General features: G+C 68.5%; 22 protein-coding genes. 14 read left to right on the top strand and 8 right to left on the bottom strand.

Translation table 11 applies throughout. The features are described from left to right. Window positions 1-4 precede the first annotated feature (4 nt). Genes LTH93_RS04900 through LTH93_RS04890 form a run of 3 tightly spaced genes read left to right on the top strand, consistent with a single transcriptional unit; the run spans window position 5 to window position 1,575 of the window. Entirely contained in the window at window positions 5-361 is a 357-nt protein-coding gene (locus LTH93_RS04900) for a lycopene cyclase domain-containing protein (RefSeq protein ID WP_241470248.1), read from the top strand. Continuing rightward, complete coding sequence (locus LTH93_RS04895) at window positions 362-712, top strand: lycopene cyclase domain-containing protein (RefSeq protein WP_241470247.1); 351 nt, start codon at window positions 362-364, stop codon at window positions 710-712. Beyond that, window positions 709-1,575 carry a prenyltransferase gene (locus LTH93_RS04890; RefSeq protein WP_241463704.1) on the top strand — a complete coding sequence of 289 codons (867 nt, stop codon included), beginning with the start codon at window positions 709-711 and terminating at the stop codon, window positions 1,573-1,575. The genes LTH93_RS04895 and LTH93_RS04890 overlap by 4 nt, the downstream gene beginning before the upstream one ends. 36 nt (window positions 1,576-1,611) lie before the next feature. Here LTH93_RS04890 and LTH93_RS04885 read toward each other — a convergent pair whose 3' ends face one another. Then, complete coding sequence (locus LTH93_RS04885) at window positions 1,612-2,022, bottom strand: VOC family protein (protein ID WP_241470246.1); 411 nt, start codon at window positions 2,020-2,022, stop codon at window positions 1,612-1,614. A 148-nt stretch (window positions 2,023-2,170) separates the two neighbouring features. Beyond that, complete coding sequence (gene purB, locus LTH93_RS04880; protein WP_241470245.1) at window positions 2,171-3,625, bottom strand: adenylosuccinate lyase; 1,455 nt, start codon at window positions 3,623-3,625, stop codon at window positions 2,171-2,173. Between the two features lie 192 nt (window positions 3,626-3,817). Here purB and LTH93_RS04875 point away from each other — a divergent pair, with 192 nt between their 5' ends. Both LTH93_RS04875 and LTH93_RS04870 read left to right on the top strand, forming a co-directional pair. Then, window positions 3,818-4,282, top strand: a complete 465-nt coding sequence (locus tag LTH93_RS04875; RefSeq protein WP_241463707.1) for a hypothetical protein — start codon at window positions 3,818-3,820, stop codon at window positions 4,280-4,282. Window positions 4,283-4,288: 6 nt separating this feature from the next. Further along, window positions 4,289-5,788: a hypothetical protein gene (locus LTH93_RS04870; RefSeq protein ID WP_241470244.1), complete on the top strand. Its 1,500-nt coding sequence runs from the start codon at window positions 4,289-4,291 to the stop codon at window positions 5,786-5,788. Here LTH93_RS04870 and LTH93_RS04865 read toward each other — a convergent pair. Beyond that, window positions 5,744-6,133, bottom strand: coding sequence for a phage holin family protein (locus LTH93_RS04865; RefSeq protein WP_241463709.1), 390 nt, complete (start codon window positions 6,131-6,133; stop codon window positions 5,744-5,746). The genes LTH93_RS04870 and LTH93_RS04865 overlap by 45 nt on opposite strands. 1 nt (window position 6,134) lies before the next feature. Here LTH93_RS04865 and hisC point away from each other — a divergent pair, with 1 nt between their 5' ends. The 4 genes from hisC to LTH93_RS04845 all read left to right on the top strand — a co-directional run bounded on the left by hisC (window position 6,135) and on the right by LTH93_RS04845 (window position 10,986). Then, window positions 6,135-7,241 (top strand): histidinol-phosphate transaminase, encoded by a 1,107-nt coding sequence (hisC, locus tag LTH93_RS04860; protein ID WP_241463710.1) that lies wholly within the window; start codon window positions 6,135-6,137, stop codon window positions 7,239-7,241. A 78-nt stretch (window positions 7,242-7,319) separates the two neighbouring features. Beyond that, window positions 7,320-8,456, top strand: a complete 1,137-nt coding sequence (locus tag LTH93_RS04855) for a thiamine pyrophosphate-dependent dehydrogenase E1 component subunit alpha (RefSeq protein WP_241470243.1) — start codon at window positions 7,320-7,322, stop codon at window positions 8,454-8,456. Between the two features lie 5 nt (window positions 8,457-8,461). Beyond that, complete coding sequence (locus tag LTH93_RS04850; RefSeq protein ID WP_241470372.1) at window positions 8,462-9,448, top strand: alpha-ketoacid dehydrogenase subunit beta; 987 nt, start codon at window positions 8,462-8,464, stop codon at window positions 9,446-9,448. Window positions 9,449-9,450: 2 nt separating this feature from the next. After that, complete coding sequence (locus LTH93_RS04845; protein WP_241470242.1) at window positions 9,451-10,986, top strand: dihydrolipoamide acetyltransferase family protein; 1,536 nt, start codon at window positions 9,451-9,453, stop codon at window positions 10,984-10,986. A 56-nt stretch (window positions 10,987-11,042) separates the two neighbouring features. Here the strand turns inward: LTH93_RS04845 and LTH93_RS04840 are convergent, their stop codons facing one another. Continuing rightward, window positions 11,043-11,753 (bottom strand): GerMN domain-containing protein, encoded by a 711-nt coding sequence (locus LTH93_RS04840; protein ID WP_241470241.1) that lies wholly within the window; start codon window positions 11,751-11,753, stop codon window positions 11,043-11,045. A 430-nt stretch (window positions 11,754-12,183) separates the two neighbouring features. Here LTH93_RS04840 and LTH93_RS04835 point away from each other — a divergent pair, with 430 nt between their 5' ends. Both LTH93_RS04835 and LTH93_RS04830 read left to right on the top strand, forming a co-directional pair. Continuing rightward, window positions 12,184-13,029: an HpcH/HpaI aldolase/citrate lyase family protein gene (locus tag LTH93_RS04835; protein ID WP_241463714.1), complete on the top strand. Its 846-nt coding sequence runs from the start codon at window positions 12,184-12,186 to the stop codon at window positions 13,027-13,029. A gap of 109 nt (window positions 13,030-13,138) precedes the next feature. Then, window positions 13,139-14,254 carry a 3-hydroxyisobutyryl-CoA hydrolase gene (locus LTH93_RS04830; RefSeq protein WP_241470240.1) on the top strand — a complete coding sequence of 372 codons (1,116 nt, stop codon included), beginning with the start codon at window positions 13,139-13,141 and terminating at the stop codon, window positions 14,252-14,254. Window positions 14,255-14,318: 64 nt separating this feature from the next. Here the strand turns inward: LTH93_RS04830 and ald are convergent, their stop codons facing one another. Further along, window positions 14,319-15,431 carry an alanine dehydrogenase gene (ald, locus tag LTH93_RS04825; protein ID WP_241470239.1) on the bottom strand — a complete coding sequence of 371 codons (1,113 nt, stop codon included), beginning with the start codon at window positions 15,429-15,431 and terminating at the stop codon, window positions 14,319-14,321. Window positions 15,432-15,718: 287 nt separating this feature from the next. Here ald and LTH93_RS04820 point away from each other — a divergent pair, with 287 nt between their 5' ends. Further along, window positions 15,719-16,489: a winged helix-turn-helix transcriptional regulator gene (locus LTH93_RS04820; protein ID WP_241463717.1), complete on the top strand. Its 771-nt coding sequence runs from the start codon at window positions 15,719-15,721 to the stop codon at window positions 16,487-16,489. A 56-nt stretch (window positions 16,490-16,545) separates the two neighbouring features. Further along, window positions 16,546-17,100, top strand: coding sequence for an acyl-CoA thioesterase (locus tag LTH93_RS04815; RefSeq protein WP_241463718.1), 555 nt, complete (start codon window positions 16,546-16,548; stop codon window positions 17,098-17,100). 6 nt (window positions 17,101-17,106) lie between these two features. On the opposite strand, the gene LTH93_RS04810 is transcribed toward LTH93_RS04815, so the two are convergent. The 3 genes from LTH93_RS04810 to LTH93_RS04800 all read right to left on the bottom strand — a co-directional run bounded on the left by LTH93_RS04810 (window position 17,107) and on the right by LTH93_RS04800 (window position 20,250). Continuing rightward, window positions 17,107-18,369, bottom strand: a complete 1,263-nt coding sequence (locus LTH93_RS04810; RefSeq protein WP_241470238.1) for a hypothetical protein — start codon at window positions 18,367-18,369, stop codon at window positions 17,107-17,109. A 158-nt stretch (window positions 18,370-18,527) separates the two neighbouring features. Further along, window positions 18,528-19,529: an aldo/keto reductase family protein gene (locus tag LTH93_RS04805; RefSeq protein ID WP_241463719.1), complete on the bottom strand. Its 1,002-nt coding sequence runs from the start codon at window positions 19,527-19,529 to the stop codon at window positions 18,528-18,530. A gap of 52 nt (window positions 19,530-19,581) precedes the next feature. Continuing rightward, window positions 19,582-20,250 carry a GntR family transcriptional regulator gene (locus LTH93_RS04800; RefSeq protein ID WP_241470237.1) on the bottom strand — a complete coding sequence of 223 codons (669 nt, stop codon included), beginning with the start codon at window positions 20,248-20,250 and terminating at the stop codon, window positions 19,582-19,584. A gap of 127 nt (window positions 20,251-20,377) precedes the next feature. Between LTH93_RS04800 and LTH93_RS04795 the strand changes: the two genes are divergently transcribed. Next, window positions 20,378-21,418: a D-2-hydroxyacid dehydrogenase gene (locus tag LTH93_RS04795; RefSeq protein WP_241470236.1), complete on the top strand. Its 1,041-nt coding sequence runs from the start codon at window positions 20,378-20,380 to the stop codon at window positions 21,416-21,418. Window positions 21,419-21,433: the final 15 nt, after the last annotated feature.

The following is a 21,433-nucleotide window of genomic DNA, read 5'->3' as shown; positions in this document are numbered from 1 at the left end:
ACGCGTGTCCTTCCTGTACCTGGCCGGGCTGCTGCTGGCCACCTTCAGCATGCTGCTCATCGATCGGCGCTTCCGGCTCTTCTTCTTCGCGGACCCGCGCGTGGCCGCGGTGGTGACCCTTCTCGGCGTCGTCTTCTTCCTGCTCTGGGACTTCGCCGGCATCGGGCTGGGGATCTTCCTGATGGGTCAGAGCCGCTATCTCACCGGGGTCGTGCTCGGGCCTGAGATGCCGCTGGAGGAGCCGGTGTTCCTGATGTTCCTGAGTCTGTGCACCATGATCATCTACACCGGTGCGGCCAGGTTCCTCGGCCACCGGGCCGAGCAGAGCCGACTCCGTGCGCGCAGCGGAGGGGGTTCCTAGATGGCGTATCTCTGGCTGAGCCTGGCCTTCATGGTCCCGGCGGTGCTCGCCGCGGTGCTGCTGCGCCGCACCATCCATTGGGGTGCAGCGGCGCTGACCACCGCGCTGCTGCTGGGCCTGACCGCGGTCTTCGACAATGTGATCATCGGACTGGACATCGTGCGCTACGGCCACGAACATCTGATGGGCCTCTACCTGGGACTGGCGCCGCTGGAGGACTTCAGCTATTCGCTGGCCGCGGTGCTTCTGCTCCCTGCCGCCTGGCACCTGCTGCGCCGGCGGAAGCCGACGCGCGCCGGGGGCAGCGTTGAAGCCGACCCGGGACGCGGCACGAACGAGTCGCGCGGATGAGCCTGATCCGTCAGCTGCTGCTGTCCTCGCGCCCCTTCAGCTGGATCAACACCGCGTTCCCCTTCGCCGCCGCCTATCTCTTCGCGGCGCGGGAGATCGACTGGGTGCTGGTGCTCGGCGCGCTGTTCTTCCTGATCCCCTACAACGTGGCGATGTATGGGATCAACGACGTCTTCGACTATGAATCGGATCTGCGCAATCCACGCAAGGGCGGCATCGAGGGCGCGCTGCTGGACCCGGAGCTGCACCCGACCGTGCTGTGGATCTCTGCGTTGAGCACCGTGCCGCCGGCGCTGCTGCTGATGCTCGGCGGTGGGCCCCTGACCTGGGCGGCGATGCTGGTGAGCCTCTTCGCCGTCGCCGCCTACTCGGTCAAGGGGCTGCGGTTCAAGGAGCGGCCGTTCCTGGACTCGCTGACCTCCAGCACCCACTTCGCCAGCCCCGCCGTGGTCGGATTCGCGCTCGCCCATGACCGGGTCGGCTTCACCCCGGGGCCCACTGAGCTGATCATCCTGGGCGCGTTCTTCCTCTGGGGCATGGCAGCCCACGCGTTCGGCGCCGTCCAGGACGTGGTGCCCGACCGCGAAGCCGGCATCTCCTCGGTGGCCACCGCGATCGGCGCGCGGTCCACCGTGCGGATGGCGGTGCTGCTCTGGGCCGGCGCCGGGGTGCTGCTTCTCCTCGGGCAATGGCCCACCCCGCTGGCCGCGCTGCTCGTGATCCCCTACATGGCGATCTCGCTGCCCTGGTTCAACGTCCCCGATGAGACCTCCGCCGCGGTGAACTCCGCCTGGCGGAAGTTCATCTGGCTGAACTACGGCTGCGGATTCCTGGCGACGATGATGCTGATCTGGTTCTGGTGAGGCTGCTCGTGGTGAGGCTGCGCGTGGTGCGGCTGCTCAGCGCGACGCATTGACCATCCAGGGGACCCCGAACCTGTCGGTGAGCATCCCGAAGGTGTCGCCCCAGGGGGACTTCGCCATCGGTTCGTTGATCTCCGCGCCCTCGGAGAGCTTCTCCCACCACTTCTCGAGCGTCGTGTGCTCGGCGTCGTCAGGGGCGCTGTTGCTCAGCGACACCGTGCCCAGCACGCTGGGCATGCCCGGAGGCGCATCGGCGGCCATCAGGTGGACCCCGCGCTCGATGAACAGCGACCCGTGCATGATCAGGTCCTTGGACTCATCCTCGGCGCCCATGCCCTGGGCGTAGGTCATCATCTCCAGGTCTCCGCCGAAGACCGAGTGGTAGAACTCCAGCGCGTGGCGGGCAGTCCCGGAGAACTGCAGGTAGGGGGTCAGGCCGATGGTCATGGCGAACCTTCCGTGATCAGAGTCAGGTGAACGTCGTCATTCTCACCTGACAGCGAGCACAGGGGAAGACCTGCAGCCCCCCCCTGCGCCGAGCCCCCGCGCCGAGACCCCGCGGGGGCTCGGCGCAGCGTGCTCAGCCGCAGCGTGTTCAGCCGCGGGGCGCGAACTCCACCGCCAGCTGGGCGGCCAGGCCGGTGTAGGCGCCGGGGGTCAGCTGGGCGAGCCGGGCTTCGGCGTCCTTGCTCAGGCCGAGTCCGGTGACGAACTCCTTGAGCTTCTCCGCGTCCACCCGACGACCGCGGGTGAGCTCCTTGAGCCGCTCGTACGGGTTCTGCATGTCGGCTACGCCGGCGATGGCCTCGGCGCGCATCACGGTCTGGATGGCCTCGCCGAGGACCTCCCAGTTCGCGTCGAGATCTGCCGCGATGACCTCCGCGGCGACGTCGAGCTGCTTGAGTCCCTTGCTCATATTGCTCAGTGCCAGCACCGAATGGCCCATCGCGGTGCCGATGTTGCGCTGGCCGGAGGAGTCGGTGAGATCGCGCTGCCAGCGGGACTCCACCAGCGTGGAGCCCAGCGCGTCGAGCAGCGCGTTGGAGATCTCCAGGTTGGCCTCGGCGTTCTCGAAGCGGATCGGGTTGACCTTGTGCGGCATGGTGGAGGAGCCGGTGGCGCCGGCGACCGGGATCTGCCGGAAGAACCCGATGGAGATGTAGCTCCACACATCCACGCAGAGCCCGTGCAGGATCCGGTTGAACCGGGCCATGTCCGCGTAGAGCTCGGCCTGATAGTCGTGGGACTCGATCTGGGTGGTCAGCGGGTTGAAGGTGAGGCCCAGCTTCTCCACGAACCGCTGCGCCAGAGCGGGCCAGTCGGCCTCGGGGGCGGCGGCGAGGTGCGCGGCGTAGGTGCCGGTGGCGCCGTTGATCTTGCCCAGGAACTCCTGGGACTCGATCCGGCGCAGCTGGCGACGCAGCCGATGGACGAAGACCGCGATCTCCTTGCCCAGCGTGGTCGGGGTGGCCGGCTGTCCGTGGGTGCGCGAGAGCATCGGCACCTCGGCGGCGTCCTGAGCCAGCTCAGCCAGCCCGTCCAGGGTCGTGCGGGCGGCAGGGAGCCAGACCTCGGCCACGGCGTCGCGGATCCCCAGAGCGTAGGAGAGGTTGTTGATGTCCTCGCTGGTGCAGGCGAAGTGCACCAGCGGGGTGAGCTCGCTGAGCCCCAGCCCCTCGAGCCGACGGGCGATGAAGTACTCCACGGCCTTCACATCGTGGTGGGTCTGCGCCTCGATGGCGCCGAGCTCGGAGAGCTGCTCAGGTCCGAACTCGGTGACGATGCTGCGCAGCCCGTTGACCTGCTCCGCCGTGAGGGTGGGGAGCCCGGAGAGCACCTGTTCGGAGCAGAGGTGGATGAACCATTCGACCTCCACATGGATCCGGTGCCGGTTCAGCGCCGCCTCGGAGAGGTGATCCACCAGCGGCGCCACCGCGCTGCGATACCGGCCGTCCAGGGCGCCCAGGGCGATCTGCGGCTGCGCATCAGCGAGCCGGACGCGGGTCGGAGAGACGGTGGGCGCAGCGGTGACATCAGTGGAGTGGGCCATGGCCTGATTCTTTCATGAGTTTTCCCCAGCACCGGCGACGACGACGCCGCGCGGCAGGGTGCTCCACGGGTCCCGTGACGGAGGATCACCCGCGGGTGCGGGTGCCTAGATTGGGAAGTGTCAACAGGGTCTCAGCAGGGCCGGCGCCGGCCCTCCTCTGCCAGCCCATGCAGAACAAGGATGTGAGCAAGCATGGTCTTCTCCCGGGCCGCCCAGCAGTTCGACGAGGCGGCGGAGCACTATGAGCAGGCGGCGATGCGGCTGGACGCCGTGGCCGAACGCTCCGAGGAGTGTGTGCAGGCGATCATCGCCGGGCGAGACGGGATCCACTGGCACTCTCCAGCCGGTCAGGCCTTCACCGCCGTGACCTTCCACCATGTAGGAGAATGCCGGAGACGGCAGTCCCGGCTCTTCGAGATGTCCGCGAGCGCCAGGATCATCGCAACAGACCTGCGCGAGCAGGCCCAGCGGGCGCGGCTGCTGGCCGCGGCCGTGGATGCCGCACTCGCTGCCGTCCCGGCGGCCGGCACCGAGCTCGCGACCCAGGCGCTGGTGCACGGCGCCCGGGGCGCCTCGGAGAGCGCCGAAGGTTTCCTTCGGTTCGTGGAGTCCCACGGCGGCCTTCCGCTGGCCCGCCTGGCGGCTGCGCAGGGGTGAGCTGCGGTGTTCGTCATCGCCGAGGATCACTACGGCGAACCCGCCCCGCGGAGGTATTCCGTGCAGGCCCACGGGGGGCCCACCGAGCTGAATCTGGTGCTGGAGAGTCTGCAGATGGCGGCCCAGGGGCTGACCCGCGCCGACGCCGTCGCTGAAGAGCAGCGCCGCGCACTGGGTGGCATCACGGCCGAGATCATCGGCTCGGTGGCCGGGCTCGCGCTGCATTGGCGGATCCCGATGCTGGGGGCGCAGCTGGGAATCAGCCTGGCCGAGACCTCGGTGGGGGCCTGGGCCATGGGGGAGACCGCGCGCGCCGTGCGCAGCGCGCACGATCGCTATCGGGACACCGAGGCGCTGCTGGCGCGCTCGATGGGCACCGCGAGGCATCTTGCACAGTATCCGCAGATCCACCCACACCTGATGGACCCACAGGGGGACAAGGTGCTCGCCGACGCCTGGGGTCGCACCGCCATGGTGAGCCTTGGCCAGGGGTCCCAGCTGGTGCTGAACCTGCTGGCCAGGAAGCACCCGGTGCTGCGGTCTTCCAAGGAGGCGTCCGGACTGGTGGCCCAGTCGCTGCTGGAGAGGGCCCGTCGGATCTCCCGCGAGAGCACCCAGACGCTGAAGCGGAAGACCCGTCCGCTCGCCGCGACCGAGGTGGACCTGCTCAGCGATCACCTCCAGGGCCAGTCCGAGGTCGCGACGCTCGGAGACTTCAGCATCTCCTCACGGCCCCAGCCGGGTGCGAGCACCCGGCATGTCATCCATATCCCAGGGCTTGAACTCCCCGCGGGGCTGGAAGACATGGACCTGGACGGTCTGGCGCAGGGCGAGCTGGATCTGAGTGCGGGGCGCGGGCTCAACAGTCTCCTGGACGCGGGGACCAACGAGTCGGCGCACCTGCAGGGGGTCATCGATCAGGCGCTGCAGGACTCCGGGGCCCGGCCCGGGGACGAGCTGATCATCACCGGGTACTCCCTGGGTGGGCTGCATGCACTGAACATCGCTGCCGGCGGCACGCTGGCAAGCAAGTACCGGATCTCCCAGGTCGCCACCGTGGCCGCTCCCGGCCGTGAGGGTCCGGCGCTCCCAGGAGTCAGGACCACCAGTTTCCAGGACGCCAATGACCCGGTCCCGCGGCTGCTCGGCGGGCCGAGCGAGCTCTCGGCGGATCGGGTGGAGATCACCTACGAGCATCAGGCTCCGAAGGCCGAGCCCGGGGGAGTCTTCGGCGCCAGCCACGGCTACGCGCACAACATCGACGCCATCCGGATCCTCGAGGGTCAGGCGACGGATCATCTGGATGAGGGGCAGCGTGCCCAGCTCGCGGAGCTCGACGAATCGCTGCGCGGAGCCCACGAGGCCACGGTCTATTCCACCGAATGGGACTCTGAGGGAGTGGAGAAGCTCGAGGAGGCCATCGCGGAGCTGGCGGGACGCATGGAGGAGCTTCCCTCCGGCTCAGGCCTCGAGCGGGCGCAGGATGAAGCGGTTGAGCAGCGCTGAGACCAGGGCCACCACGATGGAGCCGAACACCGCGCTCCAGAAGAAGTCCTCCACCACGAAGTGCACCGGGGTCCAGGAGGTCAGCCAGGCGGTGAGCACCAGCATTCCCGCATTGATGACCACGGCGAAGAGCCCCAGCGTCAGGCAGGTGATCGGCAGCGACAGCAGCGAGATGATCGGCTTGATGACCACGTTGACCAGACCGAAGACGGCTCCCACGAAGAGGAACGCGAGGATGGTCGCCCCGGTGCCCTGTTCGGCGCCGTCCACGTAGATTCCGGGAATGAGGAAGGCCGCCGCGGCGAGGGCCAGGGCATTCAAAATAATTGCCAGTAGGATTCTCACGATGACTATGTTCTCACGCGCCGGGTCGATCACCCCAAGGGAAAGCGTCAGCCTTCTGCCCGCCTATGCTGCAGGCAAGCCGCCACGGGCGGCCGAAGGCCTCACGCCGTACAAGCTCTCCTCCAACGAGAACCCGCTGGGGCCGGTCCCCGCGGTGGCTCACGCGATGGCCGCAGTGGACACGCTGCACCGCTACCCGCACCCCAATGCCGAGAGCCTGCGCGCCGGGCTCGCGAAGCTCCTGGACGTCCCGGTGGAAGACATCGTCGCCGGCACCGGCAGCCTGGGTGCGCTGACCCAGATCATCAACGCCTTCGCCGGCTCCAACAGCGACGGCAGCCAGGATGAGGTCATCTACGCGTGGCGCTCCTTCGAGGCCTACCCGATCGTGGTGCGCACCGCCGGCGCCAAGGACGTCACCGTTCCAGTGGCAGCAGACGGTCGCCACGACCTCGAGGCGATGCTCGCCGCGATCACCGAGCAGACCAAGGTGCTCCTGCTGTGCACCCCGAACAATCCCACCGGCCCCGCCCTGCGGCACAGCGAGGTCGAAGCCTTCCTGGCCAAGGTGCCCAGCGACGTCGTCGTCGTGATCGACGAGGCCTACCAGGAGTTCGTCCGCACCGAGGACCCGGTGGACGCGCTCGCCCTGTACCGCAGCCACCCCAATGTGGTGGTGCTGCGGACCTTCTCCAAGGCACACGGTCTGGCCGCGCTGCGCGTGGGCTACTCCATCGCCGGCCAGGAGATCACCCGCCACCTGCGCGTCGTCGCGGCGCCCTTCAGCGTCTCCACTCTGGCCGAGGTCGCGGCACTGGCCTCGCTGGAACACCTGGAGCAGGTCCACGAGCGGGTGGACTCCCTCGTCGCCGAGCGGGACCGGGTCACCTCGGCCCTGGCCGAGGCCGGCTGGAAGATCCCCGAGGCCCAGGGCAACTTCGTCTGGCTCCCGCTGGGTGAGAAGACCGCCGCCTTCGCCGAGGCGGCCGGACTCCAGGCGCTGGCCGTCCGCGGATTCCCCGGCGAGGGCGTACGGGTCACCATCGGTGAGGTCGAAGCCAATGATCGATTCATCGAGTTGTGCCGGACCTACAGATTCGAAGCCTGAGTCGAGCTGACACAATGAACGGTGGCCGTCCTCACCTGCAGGGCGGCCATCAGCGGTGCCACCGGAGAGGATCACACTGTGCAGCCACAAGAGGTGCAGCCCGTACAGCTGCTCACCCCGGATGGGAAGCTCGCTGAGAACGAGGTCTACAGCCCGTTCATCGCCGAGCTGAGCGCGGAGAAGCTGCGCGAGCTCTACCGCTACATGGCCATGGAGCGCCGGCTCGACGCCGAGGCCACCTCGCTGCAGCGCCAGGGCCAGCTCGCGCTCTGGGCGCCGGCGCTGGGCCAGGAGGCCGCCCAGGTGGGCACCATCGCGGCGATCAAGTCCTCCGACATGGTGTTTCCCACCTACCGCGAACATGCCATGGCGCTCTACCGGGGAATCTCCCCAGAGGAGCTGCTGACCATGTTCCGGGCCACCCGGCACACCGGATGGGACCCGCGCGACCACAACTTCCACGTCTACACCCTGGTGCTCGCCGCGCAGACCCTGCACGCCGCCGGCTGGGCCATGGGGATCAACCAGGACCTGCGGATGGGCAGCGTGCCCCGTGACCGCGCCGAGGACGAGATCGTCGTGGCCTGCATCGGCGACGGCGCCACCAGCCAGGGCGATGTCCACGAGTCCATGGTCTTCGCCTCCTCCTACGAGCTGCCGCTGCTCTACTTCATCCAGAACAACCACTGGGCGATCTCGGTGCCCACCCGCACCCAGTCCCGCGGCCCCCTGGTCAACCGGGCGCAGGGCTACGGGTTCGAAGGTGTGCGGGTGGACGGCAACGACGTGCTCGCCAGCTACGCGGTGGCCACCAAGCTCTCCGACGAGATCCGTGCCGGCAAGGGGCCCAAGCTGATCGAATCGGTCACCTACCGGATGGGCGCCCACACCACCGCAGATGATCCCACCAAGTACCGCAGCTCCGAAGAGGTGGAGCTCTGGGAGGGCCGCGACCCGATCCGGCGCTACCGCTCCTGGCTGAGCTCCGCGGACCACGCCGATGAGAGCTTCTTCGCCGAGGTGGACGCCGAATACAAGGACCTCGCCGCCGATATGCGCAGGTCCGTGCTGGCCATGGAGCCCATCGACCTCGAACGGGTATTCGACACCGTGTATTCGGAGCCGCACCGCCAGGTGGAGACCGAGAAGGCCTGGCTGAAGGACTACGAAGCAGGATTCGCGGAAGATCAGACGGAGGCGGGCACCGCACGATGAGCGCGATCAAAGAGATGGTCATGGCCAAGGCGATCACCGCGGCGCTGCGCGACGAACTCGCCGCAGACCAGAAGACGCTGCTGATCGGTGAGGACATCGGGGCGCTCGGCGGAGTCTTCCGCGTCACCGAGGGGCTGCAGGCCGAGTTCGGCACCCACCGCGTGATCGACTCTCCGCTGGCCGAGTCCGGCATCGTCGGAACCTGCATCGGCATGGCCATGCGCGGCTACCGTCCGGTGGCCGAGATCCAGTTCGACGGATTCGTCTTCCCCGCGTTCAACCAGATCACCACCCAGCTGGCCAAGATGCACAGCCGCACCGACGGGAACATCAAGGTGCCGGTGACGATCCGACTGCCCTATGGCGGGCACATCGGGTCGATCGAGCACCACTCCGAATCTCCCGAGGCGCTCTTCGCGCACACCGCGGGGCTGCGCATCCTCGCGCCGTCGAACCCGCAGGACGCCTACTGGATGACGCGCCAGGCCATCGTCAGCGATGATCCGGTGATCATCCTCGAGCCGAAGCGCCGGTACTGGCTCAAAGGGAAGGTCGACCTCGAGAACCCGGCGCCGGACGCATTCCGGGCCCAGGTGCTCCGTGCGGGCACCGACGCCACCATCGCCACCTACGGTCCGCTGGTGCCGGTGGCGCTGGCCGCGGCTGAGGCCGCCCGGGCGGAGAACCGCAGCATCGAAGTGGTGGACATCCGCTCGATCAGCCCGCTCGACGACGAGACCATCGCCCGCTCCGCCGCCAAGACCCAGCGGCTGATCGTTGCGCACGAGGCGCCGACCTTCGGCGGCATCGGCGGAGAGATCGCCGCACGCGTGGCCGAACGGGCCCACCATCGGCTGCTCTCCCCGGTGCTGCGTGTGGGTGGGTTCCACATGCCGTATCCACCGTCGGCCCAGGAGCATCGGTACCTTCCGGACATCGATCGGATGCTGGAAGCCGTGGACCGCAGCTTCAGCTACCAGAGGAGTGCCTGAGCATGGCTGAGACCTTCAACCTTCCCGACGTCGGCGAAGGACTGACCGAGGCCGAGATCGTCACCTGGCGGACCACCGTGGGGGCGACGGTCGAGGTCAACGACATCGTGGTCGAGATCGAGACCGCCAAGTCACTGGTCGAGCTGCCGGTGCCCTACGCCGGCATCGTCACCGAGCTCCTCGCCGCCGAGGGCGAGACCCTCGAGGTCGGGGCTCCGCTGATTCGGATCGCCGCCGAGGGGGAGGAGGTGCCCGATCCAGGTTCGGCGCCGGAGGCCGCCTCTGAGCCCGCTGAGCAGGAGAGTCCCGAGCAGCCCGCCGCCGAGGAGAAGCCAGGCCGCTCGCGCTCGGCGCGCGCGAAGAAGGCCGCAGCCCAGAAGCGTGAAGGCTCCGAACGGGGTGATCTCGAACGTGGGAACTCCCAGCGGGTCGGCTCTGCGCGAGACGAGCAGAATACCCCCACGCAGAATGAGGCCCTGGTCGGCTCTGGTCCCAAGGCGGACTCCGCCTCGAGGCGCGTCCGGACCCGTTCCACGGCACCGGACCTGGTCGACCTGGAGGGCCTTGAGATCGCCGCCCCCGCCTCGGCGTCCGGCACCTACACCGACATCGCCGACATCGTCGCGCGGGCCAGCCCTCCGGTGCGGGCCCTGGCCAAGCGCCTCGGTGTGGCCGTCTGGGAGCTCGTAGGCTCTGGCCGCAACGGACAGATCACGCGCGATGATGTGGAGCGACAGGCTCAGCAGAAGCGCGAACAGCGCGCCTCCGGCCAGATGCCGGCACCCGGGGCTCCGGCTCCGGGGCGCCGCAAGACCACTCCGGCCGAGGAGGGCCTGCTCTTCGACGGGCCGCGCGAGGAGAACATCCAGGTCCGTGGAGTGCGCAAGGCGACTGCGCGCAACGTGACTGCCTCGGCGACCACCGTGCCGCATGTCTCGGTGTTCAAGGAGGTCGACGTCACGCGCACCATGGAGCTGCGTCAGGCGTTGAAGAAGGACCCCTCCTATGCGGGGCTGAGCGTCTCACCGATGCTCTTCGCCGCCAAGGCCATCATCTGGGCGGTGCGGCGCAATCCGCAGGTCAACGCCACGTGGCATGACACGCACTACACCTTGAAGAACTACCTGAACCTCGGGGTCGCGGCCGCGACCCCGCGCGGACTGGTGGTTCCGGTCATCCATGAGGCCCATGCCTTCAACACCCGTGGTCTGGCCGCGGCGCTGACCCAGCTGGCCATCGACGCGCGCGAGGGCAGGACCACGCCGGGGGAGATGCAGGGCGGCACCGTCTCGATCACCAACATCGGCACCCTGGGACTCGACAGCGGAACTCCGATCCTGCCTCCGGGGCAGGCCTCGATCGTGGCGCTGGGCGCAGTGCGGAAGAAGCCCTGGGTCGTGGAGGGACAGATCGTGCCGCGCGATGTCATGGTGATCGGCGGGTCCTTCGATCATCGGCTGATCGACGGGGATCTCGCCGGGCGGTTCATCTCCGACGTCGCGGCGGTCATGGAGCAGCCGGGCCTGCTGATCGACTAGCGGCGCAGTCGGGCGGGGCCCGCAGGACGGGTCGGCCCTGCAGATCGGTCGGGCGCTCAGCGCTCGATCTCGTTGATCCGCAGCGGCTCCCGGTCCGCCGGGAGCCCGAGCAGCTCGGCCAGCGGCTGGCCGTCCACGGTGACCTCGCTGTAGGTGGCCCCGGTCGCGACACGGGCGGTGGTCTCGATCTGGGTCAGGATCTGCCAGGACTCGCATTCCCCGGTGGTGACCGGTTCGCCGCTCAGGGCGACGCGCACCATGTCCTGTTCAACCTCCACCGAGTCCACGCTGAGCTCTTCGGAGGCGGCGAGCGGGTTGGAGAATGCCGGCGAGCCATGGGAGAAGAGCTCGTCGTCGATCAGAAACTCCAGGGCGGCCACAGCTGGGTCCTCGGTCACCGTCGGCACGGACCGGATCACCGAGACGGTGTCGTCACAGCCGAAGGCGGCAGTCCGGGCGATCTCGATCTCCTGGGCCTGCTCGCCGTCGGGAGTCTCCTCCACCGGGCTGCCGGGCGCCTGCTCGTCCTCCAGGGTTCCCTCCCCGCTCAGCGGAGCCGCCTGGGCCTGCCCGTCAGGGCTCACCATGGCCAGCGGAAGCCGCACCGTGTCGTCGGCTTCGACCTCGGGCTGCGGGATCGTGTTGCTCGGCACCTCCGGCTCCTCCGGCTCCGGATCCGAGGAGCCGCAGCCGGCGAGCAGCACTGCGAGCCCGATGGAGCCCGCACTGACGAGCACGCGAGCGCGGGGCTGGTGGGTCGGAGTCATGGCACCAGAATAGGAGCTGCTCCCGCGCAGACCGAATCCGCGGCCGTCTGAGGAGCGCCGGGAATGCTCGGCGGTGACCGCAGAGTCGGGGGACGAGGCTCCGGGGGCACTCGCGGGCAGAAGGCGCTGTGCCGGGGGGCGGCCTTCTGCCCGCGGAATGGGATGAGGAAACCGGGTGCAGACGGGGGCGCTTGTCATGCACCCAGCCAGCAGTTCCTCCCCACAGGGCGACGACGGCCAGGAGAAACGGGGGCATCCTGAGACCGCGTCCGGAATTGACGTCCAAGCAAGGTATTTCAAACTTGAAGTGCAACCGAACTTCAGTCTGAAGCCCAGGCGGTTCGATGTCAACACCTCTGGTTCAATCGTTCGCCGGTGACCCAGAGCACCTGCCGCCTGCCGGACCGGGCTTCTCCGGTAGGCTGGAGGCATGCCCATCCGGAACCGTCGCGCGGCCGCGCTTCCCGCCAAACTCTCCCGCTCGTGGCTGCTGATCAACGCCGCCAAGGAGCAGGACTTCGCTCCCGGACTGGCCAGCGAGGCCGATTCTGTGATCTTCGACCTGGAGGCGTCGGTCCCCGATGACGGAAAGGTCGCCGCCCGAGAGGCGGTGCTGCGCGCGCTCAACGGCGGGATGACCGCCTGGGTCCGGGTCAGCCCCACCACCTCCGAGCACTGGGAAGACGACCTGGCGGCGCTCTCGCGGGCAGACGGGCTGCGCGGAGTGATGCTGGCTGAGACCGAGCATCCCGAGCAGGTCACCTACACCGCGATGCGCCTGCGCGCCGGAACCCCGGTCATCGCACTTGTGGAGTCCGCGCTCGGCGTGGAGAACGCCACCCAGATCGCGTCGGCCCCGGGCACCTTCCGGCTGGCCTTCGGCACCAATGACTTCCGCAAGGATGTTGGCGTCTCCGCCGATCCGATGGCGCTGGCCTATGCAAGGGCACGCCTGGTCATCGCCTCTCGCGTGGGTGGTCTCCCCGGGGCCATCGACGGCCCGACGGCGCCGGATGCGGACCCGCAGCAGACGGCCGAAGCCTGCCAGGTCACTGCCAGCATGGGCATGACCGGCAAGCTCTCGCTGAACCGCGCCCAGGTCGAGCACATCAACACCGGCCTGGCGCCGTCGGAGGATGAGCTGAACTGGGCCCGCGAGCTGATCGAGGCGCACGAGGCCGGCGGCTCCATCGGTGATGGCTCCTACCTCCCGCGCCTGGCGCGGGCGCAGAAGATCGCCTCCCTGGCGGACTCCTACGGTCTCTGGAACGCCTGACCTGCCTCTCCAGCGCCTGACCTGCCTCTCCAGCGTCTGATCCGGCGCCGGAGGGCTTCCCCGGCGCCGCTGTTGGGTCAGCCGCAGGGCCCCGTGTAACCTCTGTCACATGGGCAGGGAGACATATACCGGCGATGTGGCCTTTGAGCTGCGCGGACACCTCGGCATCATCACGCTGAATCGACCCCATGCGGTCAATGCGCTGACCCAGCTGATGTGTGAGTGCATCCTGGTGCAGCTGCAGGACTGGGCCGTCGATGATCGGGTGAGCCAGGTGCTCATCCGCGGCGCCGGAGACCGCGGGCTCTGTGCCGGCGGCGACGTCTCCAGCCTGTACCAGGAGATGGTCCAGCTTCAGGGGCTCGACGGCGGCGCCGTCCTCCCCGCCGGCGCCCCAGGCTACGAGGCCGAATTCACCAGCGAGACGTTCCTGGCGAATGAATATGCGCTCAACCGCACGATCGCCGAGTATCCCAAGCCCTATGTCGCACTGATGGACGGTCTGGTCCTCGGCGGCGGCATCGGGGTCTCCGCCCACGGATCCCACCGGATCGTCACCGAGCGCACCCGAGCCGGCATGCCCGAGACCACCATCGGATTCGCTCCTGATGTCGGAGGCACCTGGCTGCTGGGGCACGCCCCGGGTCGGCTGGGGCTGCACGCAGGCCTCACCGGCGCTCACCTCGACGCCGCCGATGCGATCACCCTGGGCCTGGCCGACGTCGAGGTCCCGAGTGACGTCCTCGCTGAACTGACCCAGGCACTGAGCACCGAACTCGTGGCGGATGCGCTCCCGCGCTTCACGCGCACCCCGGAAGCCTCGACGTTGGCGCGTTCGCGCAGCTGGATCGACCAGGCCTACGCCGCGCCGAATGTGGAGGCGGCGCTTAAGCGCCTGGACGAGCTGGCGCTCACCGAGGAGGCCGCCGCGGCGGCCGCCGAGTCCCTCCGGAAGAAGTCTCCGGTCTCGCTGAAGGTCGCGCACCGGGCCATCCTGGCCGCCCAGGAGCTCACGCTGCCCCAGGCGCTGGAGGCGGAGTTCACCGTTGCGGTGCACATGCTTCGCTCAGCAGACTTCAGAGAAGGCATCCGCGCGCAGATCATCGACAAGGACCGGGCCCCGCAGTGGAGCCCCGGCACGCTCGAAGCCGTGGACCTCGAGCTGGTGCAGACCTACTTCACCCCTGTCCCGGGGCACCGGCTCGCCGACCGCCAGAGCCTGTGAGCTGAGGCAGGCCGGCGACCCGGATCGTCGAAGGGTGGGACCGTCGAAGGGACCAGGCTGCCGATCAGGCCAGCACGTCGGCCGTCGCGCGATACTGCGCCCCCAGGGCCTCGGCCACCGGAGCGTTGGTGACGGCACCGGCGTGCACGTTCAGCCCGTTGGCCAGATGCGGGTCCTCACGCAGCGCCTGCTTCCAGCCCTTGTCCGCCAGGGCGAAGATGTAGCGCAGCGTGGAGTTCGTCAACGCTGCGGTGGAGGTGTGCGGCACCGCGCCGGGCATGTTCGCCACGCAGTAGTAGATCTGCTCCCCGATGGTGAAGGTGGGATCGGCATGGGTGGTGGGACGGGAGCCCTCGAAGCAGCCTCCCTGGTCGATGGCGATGTCCACCAGCACCGACCCTGGGCGCATCGCCGCGGCCATCTCGCGGGTCACCAGCTTCGGCGCGGTCGCTCCGGGGACCAGCACCGACCCGATCACCAGATCCGCGGCGGCCACCTCTTCGGTGAGGGTCAGCGTGTTCGAGGCGAGCGTGGTCAGACCGCGACCGGAGAGCGCGGAGAGCTCCCGGAGCCGTTCGATGTTCAGGTCCAGCACGGTGACATCGGCGCCCATGCCCTGCGCGGTCAGGGCCGCCTGCTCGCCGGCCTTGCCGCCGCCGATGACCACGACCTTTGCGGGCCGCGCCCCTGGAACGCCGCCGATGAGGATGCCGGGACCGCCCTGGGAGTGCATCAGGTGATAGGCGCCGACCTGGGGAGCCAGCCGTCCGGCGACCTCGCTCATCGGGGCCAGCAGCGGCAGCCCATGGGTGCCGGTGACCGTCTCGTAGGCGATCGCGGTGACGCCGCGCTCCTGCAGCGCGCGGGCGCAGTCGGGCTCCGCCGCGAGGTGGAGATAGGTGAAGAGCACCTGACCTGCGCGCATCCGCGGGAACTCCTCGGCCTGGGGCTCCTTGACCTTCAGGATCATCTCGGCGTGCTCCCAGACCTCATCGGCGCCGCCGAGGATCTCAGCCCCTGCCGCACGATAGTCCTGATCGGCGAAGCCGGATCCGGTGCCGGCGCCGCTCTCGATCAGCACCCGGTGTCCGCGGGCGGTGAGGTCCACCGTTCCGGCCGGTGTCAGGGCCACGCGGTACTCGTTGTTCTTCACTTCGGCGGGGACTCCGATGATCATGTGTTCTCCTCGGTAAATGCCAGGTGCGGCGGGTCGGCAGGGGTGAACCGGTGACGGACAAGGGGTGATGTCAGTCACCGCGGCCAGTCTTTCATGAAACCTCAGCTCGTTCTGAAGGACTGAGGGGCCGATCTGTTGTTGACTCTGGGGCTTCGCCCTAGGATCAGAGCTTGACAGTCTGTAGAGTTCCGGGATATCTGCCACGTCCTGATCAGGCAGTTCAGCAGACAGACCGGGGAGGTGCGATGGCGGGAGGAAACAGTGCCGGGCCACTGCATGAGTTCCCGATGGCCTCCGTGCACCCGGTGCTCGGGCCCGCGCTGATGATCTCCTCGCCGGTGCTCATCCTCGGCGGACCCTCCCCGGCGGCCTCGGAGCTGAGTCAGCGGCTGCGTGGGATCGATGTGAAGGTGCTGCTTGCCTCCAGCGCGGAGACCGCCCGGCAGGCGCTGCAGGTGGACGCCCCGGAGCTCTTCGTGGTGGACGCGCGCTCCAGCCGGCGAGTGGGTGACCTGGAGCGGGTCATGGAGGGTCTGCGCGCGAGCACCGAGCCGTCTGCGGTGCTGCACTGGTTCGACGCGGACGTCGAGCTGGAACGGCTGCTCGAGACCGTGCACCCGCAGGATGACCACATGGCGGGTTCAATCTCCGTTCAGGAGGCGCTGCGCCGGCTCCACCTCATCACGGCGCGGCTCCCGGAGCGGACCGAGGGTGAACGTCTGCTGGTCGGTGATCTCGAGCTGGACACCGCGGCACGCACGGTGCGCCGAGGCGGCCGAGACATAGACCTCTCCGACACGGAGTTTCGTCTGCTGCGCCTGCTGATGCGCCATGCCAGGACGGTCCTGCCCAAGGCCGAGATCCTGCAGCAGGTATGGGAGTACGAGTTCGCCGGACAGGCCAACATCGTGGAGCTCTACATCTCTTATGTGCGCAAGAAGATCGAGGCCGACATGCCCCGGATGATCCACACCGTCAGAGGGGCCGGATACGTGCTGCGCCCGGCGGATCATGGACCCTCCAGCCCGTCGTCGGCATCCTCGGCGGGCTCGCCCTGAGGGTCGAGCCCCAGGTCAACTTATTACTGACTGGTAGCTTGTGGCACACTGTGCCCATGCATGTGATATTCCGCACCCTGCTGGTGCTGCTCCAGGCCCGCCGTCGACCCACCATGACTCCCTGGGAATCCTCGGTGGTCACGATGCGCGCGCTGCCCACCGACGTCGACATCGCCCGCCACATCAACAACGGCCAGTACTTCTCACTCTTCGATCTCGGTCGGTTCGACCTCATGGCACGCTCCGGACTCTGGGCACAGATGCGTAAGCGCGGATGGTCACCGGTGGTCCAGTCCGAGCAGATCACCTTCCGACGCTCTGTGACGTTCATGACTCGGTTCGAGATTCACACCCGCATGATCGGCTTCGATGAGAAGTGCTTCTACTTCGAGCAGCGAGCCGTGGTCGACGGTGAGATCTACGTTCGGGCCCACGTCGCCGGCCGACTGCTCTCCAGCGCGGGCCCCGTGCCCAACGTCGAGATCCTCGGCGCGATCCGCGACCTCGGCCACGAGGTGCCGGAGGACCTCTCTGTCAGTGAGGAGCTCCAGACCTGGCGGCGCGATTCGGCGCTGCCGGCCGCCCGGAAGACGGCTCCCAACACCTGGTGAGGCGGCTCAGCCGGGGGAGTCGGACCGGCGAGCGGCCACGACCATCGCGGCGGCGCCAGCGAGGATCGCCACCAGCGCCAAGACGACCGCGTTGAAGGCCTGGAGGGTGTTCAGTCCGGTCGCCGCCAGCTCCGAGTCCTCGGCCAGCTCCGAAGGCGCGGCCTGCTCCGAGGCTTCGGTCGGCTGTGCGGCCGACGCGGAGGGGCTGGTGCCGGAGGCATCCCGCCCGGGCAGCGAATAGCCGGGCATTCCAGGAATCGGTGGGCCGCTGAAGGTCTCGGAGGCTTCTGCGGGGGTGCTCGCGGCGCTCGGGGTCTCGGCCGCCTCGGGAGTCTCCGGTGTGACAGGCGCCGGGATGTCCTCGCCCGCGTCGGGCTCCTGGGGTGGGGTCGGCTGCACCGCGTCGTCGGCACCCTCCGATGTGGACTGCAGACCGATGTTGCATCGGTCTGCGACCCGCTCCCCGCTCGGGGAGATTCCACGAACCGCGAAATCATCCTGTGCAGAACCAGGCGGCAGCGGTGAAGGGGCCTGATAGTAGACGACCCCGCCGTCGATCCAGATGGTGGCGCCGGTCAGGCTCGAGCCGACGGTGAGGTCGGTCAGTCCGCTGCTCATCTGCAGGCGCAGGGTCTCGGTCTGTCCCGGGGCGGTGAAGGCGGAGCCGCAGCGAAGGTAGTGCTCGCCCTCCGCGGGCGCCGAGATCTCCTCCTCCGGATCGGTCGAGAAGACCGGTGGGGACTCCTCGTCGGTGGGCTCGGGCTGGGGGAGCTCGGGGTCTGTGGACTCGGGCTCGGTAGGTCCAGGATCGGTGGGTCCAGGAGCGGTGGGCTCAGGATCGGTGGGCGCGGGGTCAGTCGGTCCAGGATCGACCGGCTCTGGCTCCGGCGTGTCCATGGGATCTGCCGGCAGGGTGGGGTCCGCCGGGGACTCGAGGGGATCCTCGCCGGGATCCTCGCTGGGATCGAGCGGCTCCGGGGCGGGCTCCGGCGAAGGTGCAGGACCCGGGTCCGCGACGTCATCGTTCGACTCCGAAGCGTCTCCATCGACCTGCTGGTCAACCGTGTCACCGGTGCCCGTGGTGGGAGCGGCGGAAGTCGACGGGGCATCGGGGGACGCGACGGCTGCGGTGGGGGCTGCGCCCACGAGCAGGGCGATGCTCACCAGGGCTGCGCCGCTGAGCGGGACCGCCCGCCGTGCTCCTCGCTTCATCCAGTCCTGCTCCCCGCGCCGGTGGTCAGCTGCGCCCATGTTCAGGCGGCTGTCCATGTCTTCAGTCCAGCGGCCAGTGTACGTTCCGGGCCACCATTTTCATAACGAAACGGTAAAGGTGACCGGATTCCGAGACGACTGCGGAGCGCGCCCGATGCGCTGCATCACCGGGCGCGCTCCGCATCGAGCCGGGGGGAGACGAGGGGTCTCTGGGGTCAGCTGATGCGCGTCTCCGGGGACTTCGTCAGGCTGGGATCCTGCTCGGCCAGATCCCCGAGCACCGCGTCGATGGCGTGCATCGCGGCGTCGTCAAGGGTGACTCCGGCGGCGGCGACGTTCCCGGAGATCTGCTCCGGACGGGACGCGCCGACCAGCGCGGAGGCGACGTTCGGGTTCTGCAGCACCCACGCCACGGCGAGCTGCGCGAGATCCAGGCCGTGGTCCGCGGCGATCGGCTTCAGGTTCTGCACCGCGGTGAGGATCTCCTGGTCCATGTACCGCTCGATGAACTTTCCTGCCTCCTTGTCCGAGGCGCGGGAACCCTCCGGAGCGGCCCGGCCCGGCAGATACTTTCCGGTGAGCACGCCCTGGGCGATGGGTGACCAGACGATCTGGGAGATGCCGAGATCCTCCGACGCCGGCACCACCTCGGGCTCGATGACCCGCCAGAGCATGTTGTACTGCGGCTGGTTGCTGATCAGCTGCACGCCGAGGTCCTTGGCCAGCGCGTGTCCCGCACGCAGCTGATCCGCGGTCCACTCGGAGACCCCGATGTAGAGCGCCTTGCCGGAGCGGACCACGTCGGCGAAGGCCTGCATGGTCTCCTCGAGCGGAGTCTCGTAGTCATAGCGGTGCGCCTGGTAGAGGTCGACGTATTCGGTGCCGAGTCGGGTCAGCGAACCGTTGATCGACTCCATGATGTGTTTGCGGGAGAGTCCGGTGTCATTGTGCCCCTTGGGGCCGGTCGGGAAATAGACCTTGGTGAAGATCTCCAGGGACTCACGGCGCTGCCCGGCCAGTGCGTCGCCGAGGACCTGTTCGGCCACGGTGTTGGCATAGACGTCCGCGGTGTCGAAGGTCGTGATCCCGGCGTCGAGCGCTGCGTGGACGCACTCGGTCGCGACATCGTTCTCGACCTGTGAGCCGTGGGTCAACCAGTTGCCGTAGGTGATCTCTGAGATTTTCAGGCCTGAATGTCCGAGATATCTGAATTCCATTCTTCGACCTTATCCCCGTCGGCCGCGCAGGACCATGGGGTGCGTGAGGAGTTCACCGAGAGGCTCTGACCAGGCGGTCCAGGGCTTCCTGCATGTGTTCCTCGATCTCCCGCACCAGCGCGGCATCGTCGCCGGAGGCGATGGCCTCGACGATGCGTGAATGCTCCGCGACCTGGTCCTCGGGATCGAAGTAGGTCCCCTGAAGCGCCGTCATGCACATCCTGGTCTCCACCATCAGGGTCTCGTGGACCCGGTGCAGCCGGGGGCTTCCGGCCAGACTCACCAGCTCCTCGTGAAAGGCGAAGTCTGCGTCCGCGAGCGCCTCAAGGTCCCCGGCTGCTGCGGCGGCGGCCATCGCGGCAGCTCGGGCGCGCAGGCGCTCGGTGCCCGGTATCACCGCCTCGCTGTGGGCCACCGCGCGGGCCGCGGCGGTCTCGATCGCGGTGCGGGTCAGGTAGAGATCACGGATCTCGGCCTCGTCCAGCTCCTTGACGAAGAGTCCGCGATTGAGCTCGCTGCGGACCAGGCCTTCCTGGACCAGGCGCTGCATGGCCTCGCGCAGCGGGCCCCGACTGACGCCGAACTCGGCCGCCAGGGCCACCTCGGAGAGCTGGGTGCCTGCGGGCAGGGCGCCTCTCATGATTCCCTCGCGCAGCTGGCGGGTGATCAGCGAGGAGGTGGACTCACGGGGGACGGGCTGAAAGCCTGACGCGGAACTCATGATATCTCCGGATTGTTGACAATCTTCACAGGTATTCATAGCATAGCCGCACTGAAGATGAAAGGTCGGCAGACCAGACATGGGCCGAGCAGGGCCGATACGACGGGCCAGGAATGAGCAGGTGAACATGACCCCAGCGAGACCGATCATCACGGTGCTGTGTCCCACTGCAGAGGCGGCACCGGAGGACGAATCACAGGACGCATCACAAGATTCAGCTCAGAATTCAGCCGAGCTCCAGCGACCCGCAGGGCTGGAGCCGATCGATCGCCTGGCCGAGGTCAGGTACACCGACGCCGCCGGGCTCGGCGCCGCACTCGAGGGCGCGCAGGCGCTCTTCCTCTGGGACTTCTTCTCCCCGGCGGTGCGACAGGCCTGGCCGCAGGCGGACGCGCTGAGATGGATCCATGTCGCCGCGGCCGGAGTGGACGCGCTGATGTTCGAGGAGCTGCGCAGCTCCGAGGTCACGGTGACCAACGCGCAGGGAATCTTCGACCGGCCGATCGCGGAATACGTGCTGGCAGCCATCTTCGCCCATGCCAAGGACTTCGCGGCAAGCCTGCGCCACCAGCAGCAGCGCCAGTGGGTGCACCGCGAGACGCTGCAGGTGCAGGGAACCTCCGCGCTGGTCATCGGCACCGGGGCGATCGGCCGGGAGACGGCGCGGCTGCTGCGCGCGGTCGGGATCACGGTCACCGGAGCCGGACGCACTGCCCGCGAGCAGGACCCAGACTTCGGCACGGTGGTCGACAGCGCGCAGCTGCCCCAGCACATCGGCGGCTTCGATCACATCATCAACGCCGCCCCGCTCACCGCGCAGACCACCGGGCTGATCGGCGCCCAGTCCCTGGCGGCCATGCGCAGCGGTGCGCACCTGATCAACATCGGTCGCGGAGAATCCGTGGACGAGCCCGCGCTGGTCGAGGCGCTGGAAGCGGGCCGCCTCGCCCACGCCACCCTCGACGTCTTCGCTCAGGAGCCGCTGCCGGTGGACTCGCCGCTCTGGACGATGGAGTCGGTGACGATCTCCGCCCACATGTCCGGAGACGTGATCGGCTGGCGCAGGGCGCTCGCGGAGCAGTTCGTGGACAACGCGCAGCGCTGGCTCGACGGGGCGGAGCTGAAGAACATCGTGGACACCGCCAAGGGATACGTCCCGCGACATTGAACTGAATCTGACCCA

The organism is Nesterenkonia sp. DZ6 (genome assembly GCF_022565835.1).
Classification (GTDB): Bacteria; Actinomycetota; Actinomycetes; order Actinomycetales; family Micrococcaceae; genus Nesterenkonia.
Note: the sequence above shows the minus strand (reverse complement) of the source record. Positions and strands in the feature narration are given on the sequence as shown.

Coding starts and splice junctions, on each gene's coding strand:
- LTH93_RS04835 (WP_241463714.1), top strand. CDS start 12,184: ATGCCCATCCGGAACCGTCGCGCGGCCGCGCTTCCCGCCAAACTCTCC.
- LTH93_RS04845 (WP_241470242.1), top strand. CDS start 9,451: ATGGCTGAGACCTTCAACCTTCCCGACGTCGGCGAAGGACTGACCGAG.
- LTH93_RS04795 (WP_241470236.1), top strand. CDS start 20,378: ATGACCCCAGCGAGACCGATCATCACGGTGCTGTGTCCCACTGCAGAG.
- LTH93_RS04810 (WP_241470238.1), bottom strand. CDS start 18,369: ATGGACAGCCGCCTGAACATGGGCGCAGCTGACCACCGGCGCGGGGAG.
- LTH93_RS04820 (WP_241463717.1), top strand. CDS start 15,719: ATGGCCTCCGTGCACCCGGTGCTCGGGCCCGCGCTGATGATCTCCTCG.
- LTH93_RS04840 (WP_241470241.1), bottom strand. CDS start 11,753: ATGACTCCGACCCACCAGCCCCGCGCTCGCGTGCTCGTCAGTGCGGGC.
- LTH93_RS04815 (WP_241463718.1), top strand. CDS start 16,546: ATGCATGTGATATTCCGCACCCTGCTGGTGCTGCTCCAGGCCCGCCGT.
- purB (WP_241470245.1), bottom strand. CDS start 3,625: ATGGCCCACTCCACTGATGTCACCGCTGCGCCCACCGTCTCTCCGACC.
- LTH93_RS04830 (WP_241470240.1), top strand. CDS start 13,139: ATGGGCAGGGAGACATATACCGGCGATGTGGCCTTTGAGCTGCGCGGA.
- LTH93_RS04895 (WP_241470247.1), top strand. CDS start 362: ATGGCGTATCTCTGGCTGAGCCTGGCCTTCATGGTCCCGGCGGTGCTC.
- LTH93_RS04875 (WP_241463707.1), top strand. CDS start 3,818: ATGGTCTTCTCCCGGGCCGCCCAGCAGTTCGACGAGGCGGCGGAGCAC.
- LTH93_RS04800 (WP_241470237.1), bottom strand. CDS start 20,250: ATGAGTTCCGCGTCAGGCTTTCAGCCCGTCCCCCGTGAGTCCACCTCC.
- ald (WP_241470239.1), bottom strand. CDS start 15,431: ATGATCATCGGAGTCCCCGCCGAAGTGAAGAACAACGAGTACCGCGTG.
- hisC (WP_241463710.1), top strand. CDS start 6,135: ATGACTATGTTCTCACGCGCCGGGTCGATCACCCCAAGGGAAAGCGTC.
- LTH93_RS04805 (WP_241463719.1), bottom strand. CDS start 19,529: ATGGAATTCAGATATCTCGGACATTCAGGCCTGAAAATCTCAGAGATC.
- LTH93_RS04890 (WP_241463704.1), top strand. CDS start 709: ATGAGCCTGATCCGTCAGCTGCTGCTGTCCTCGCGCCCCTTCAGCTGG.
- LTH93_RS04885 (WP_241470246.1), bottom strand. CDS start 2,022: ATGACCATCGGCCTGACCCCCTACCTGCAGTTCTCCGGGACTGCCCGC.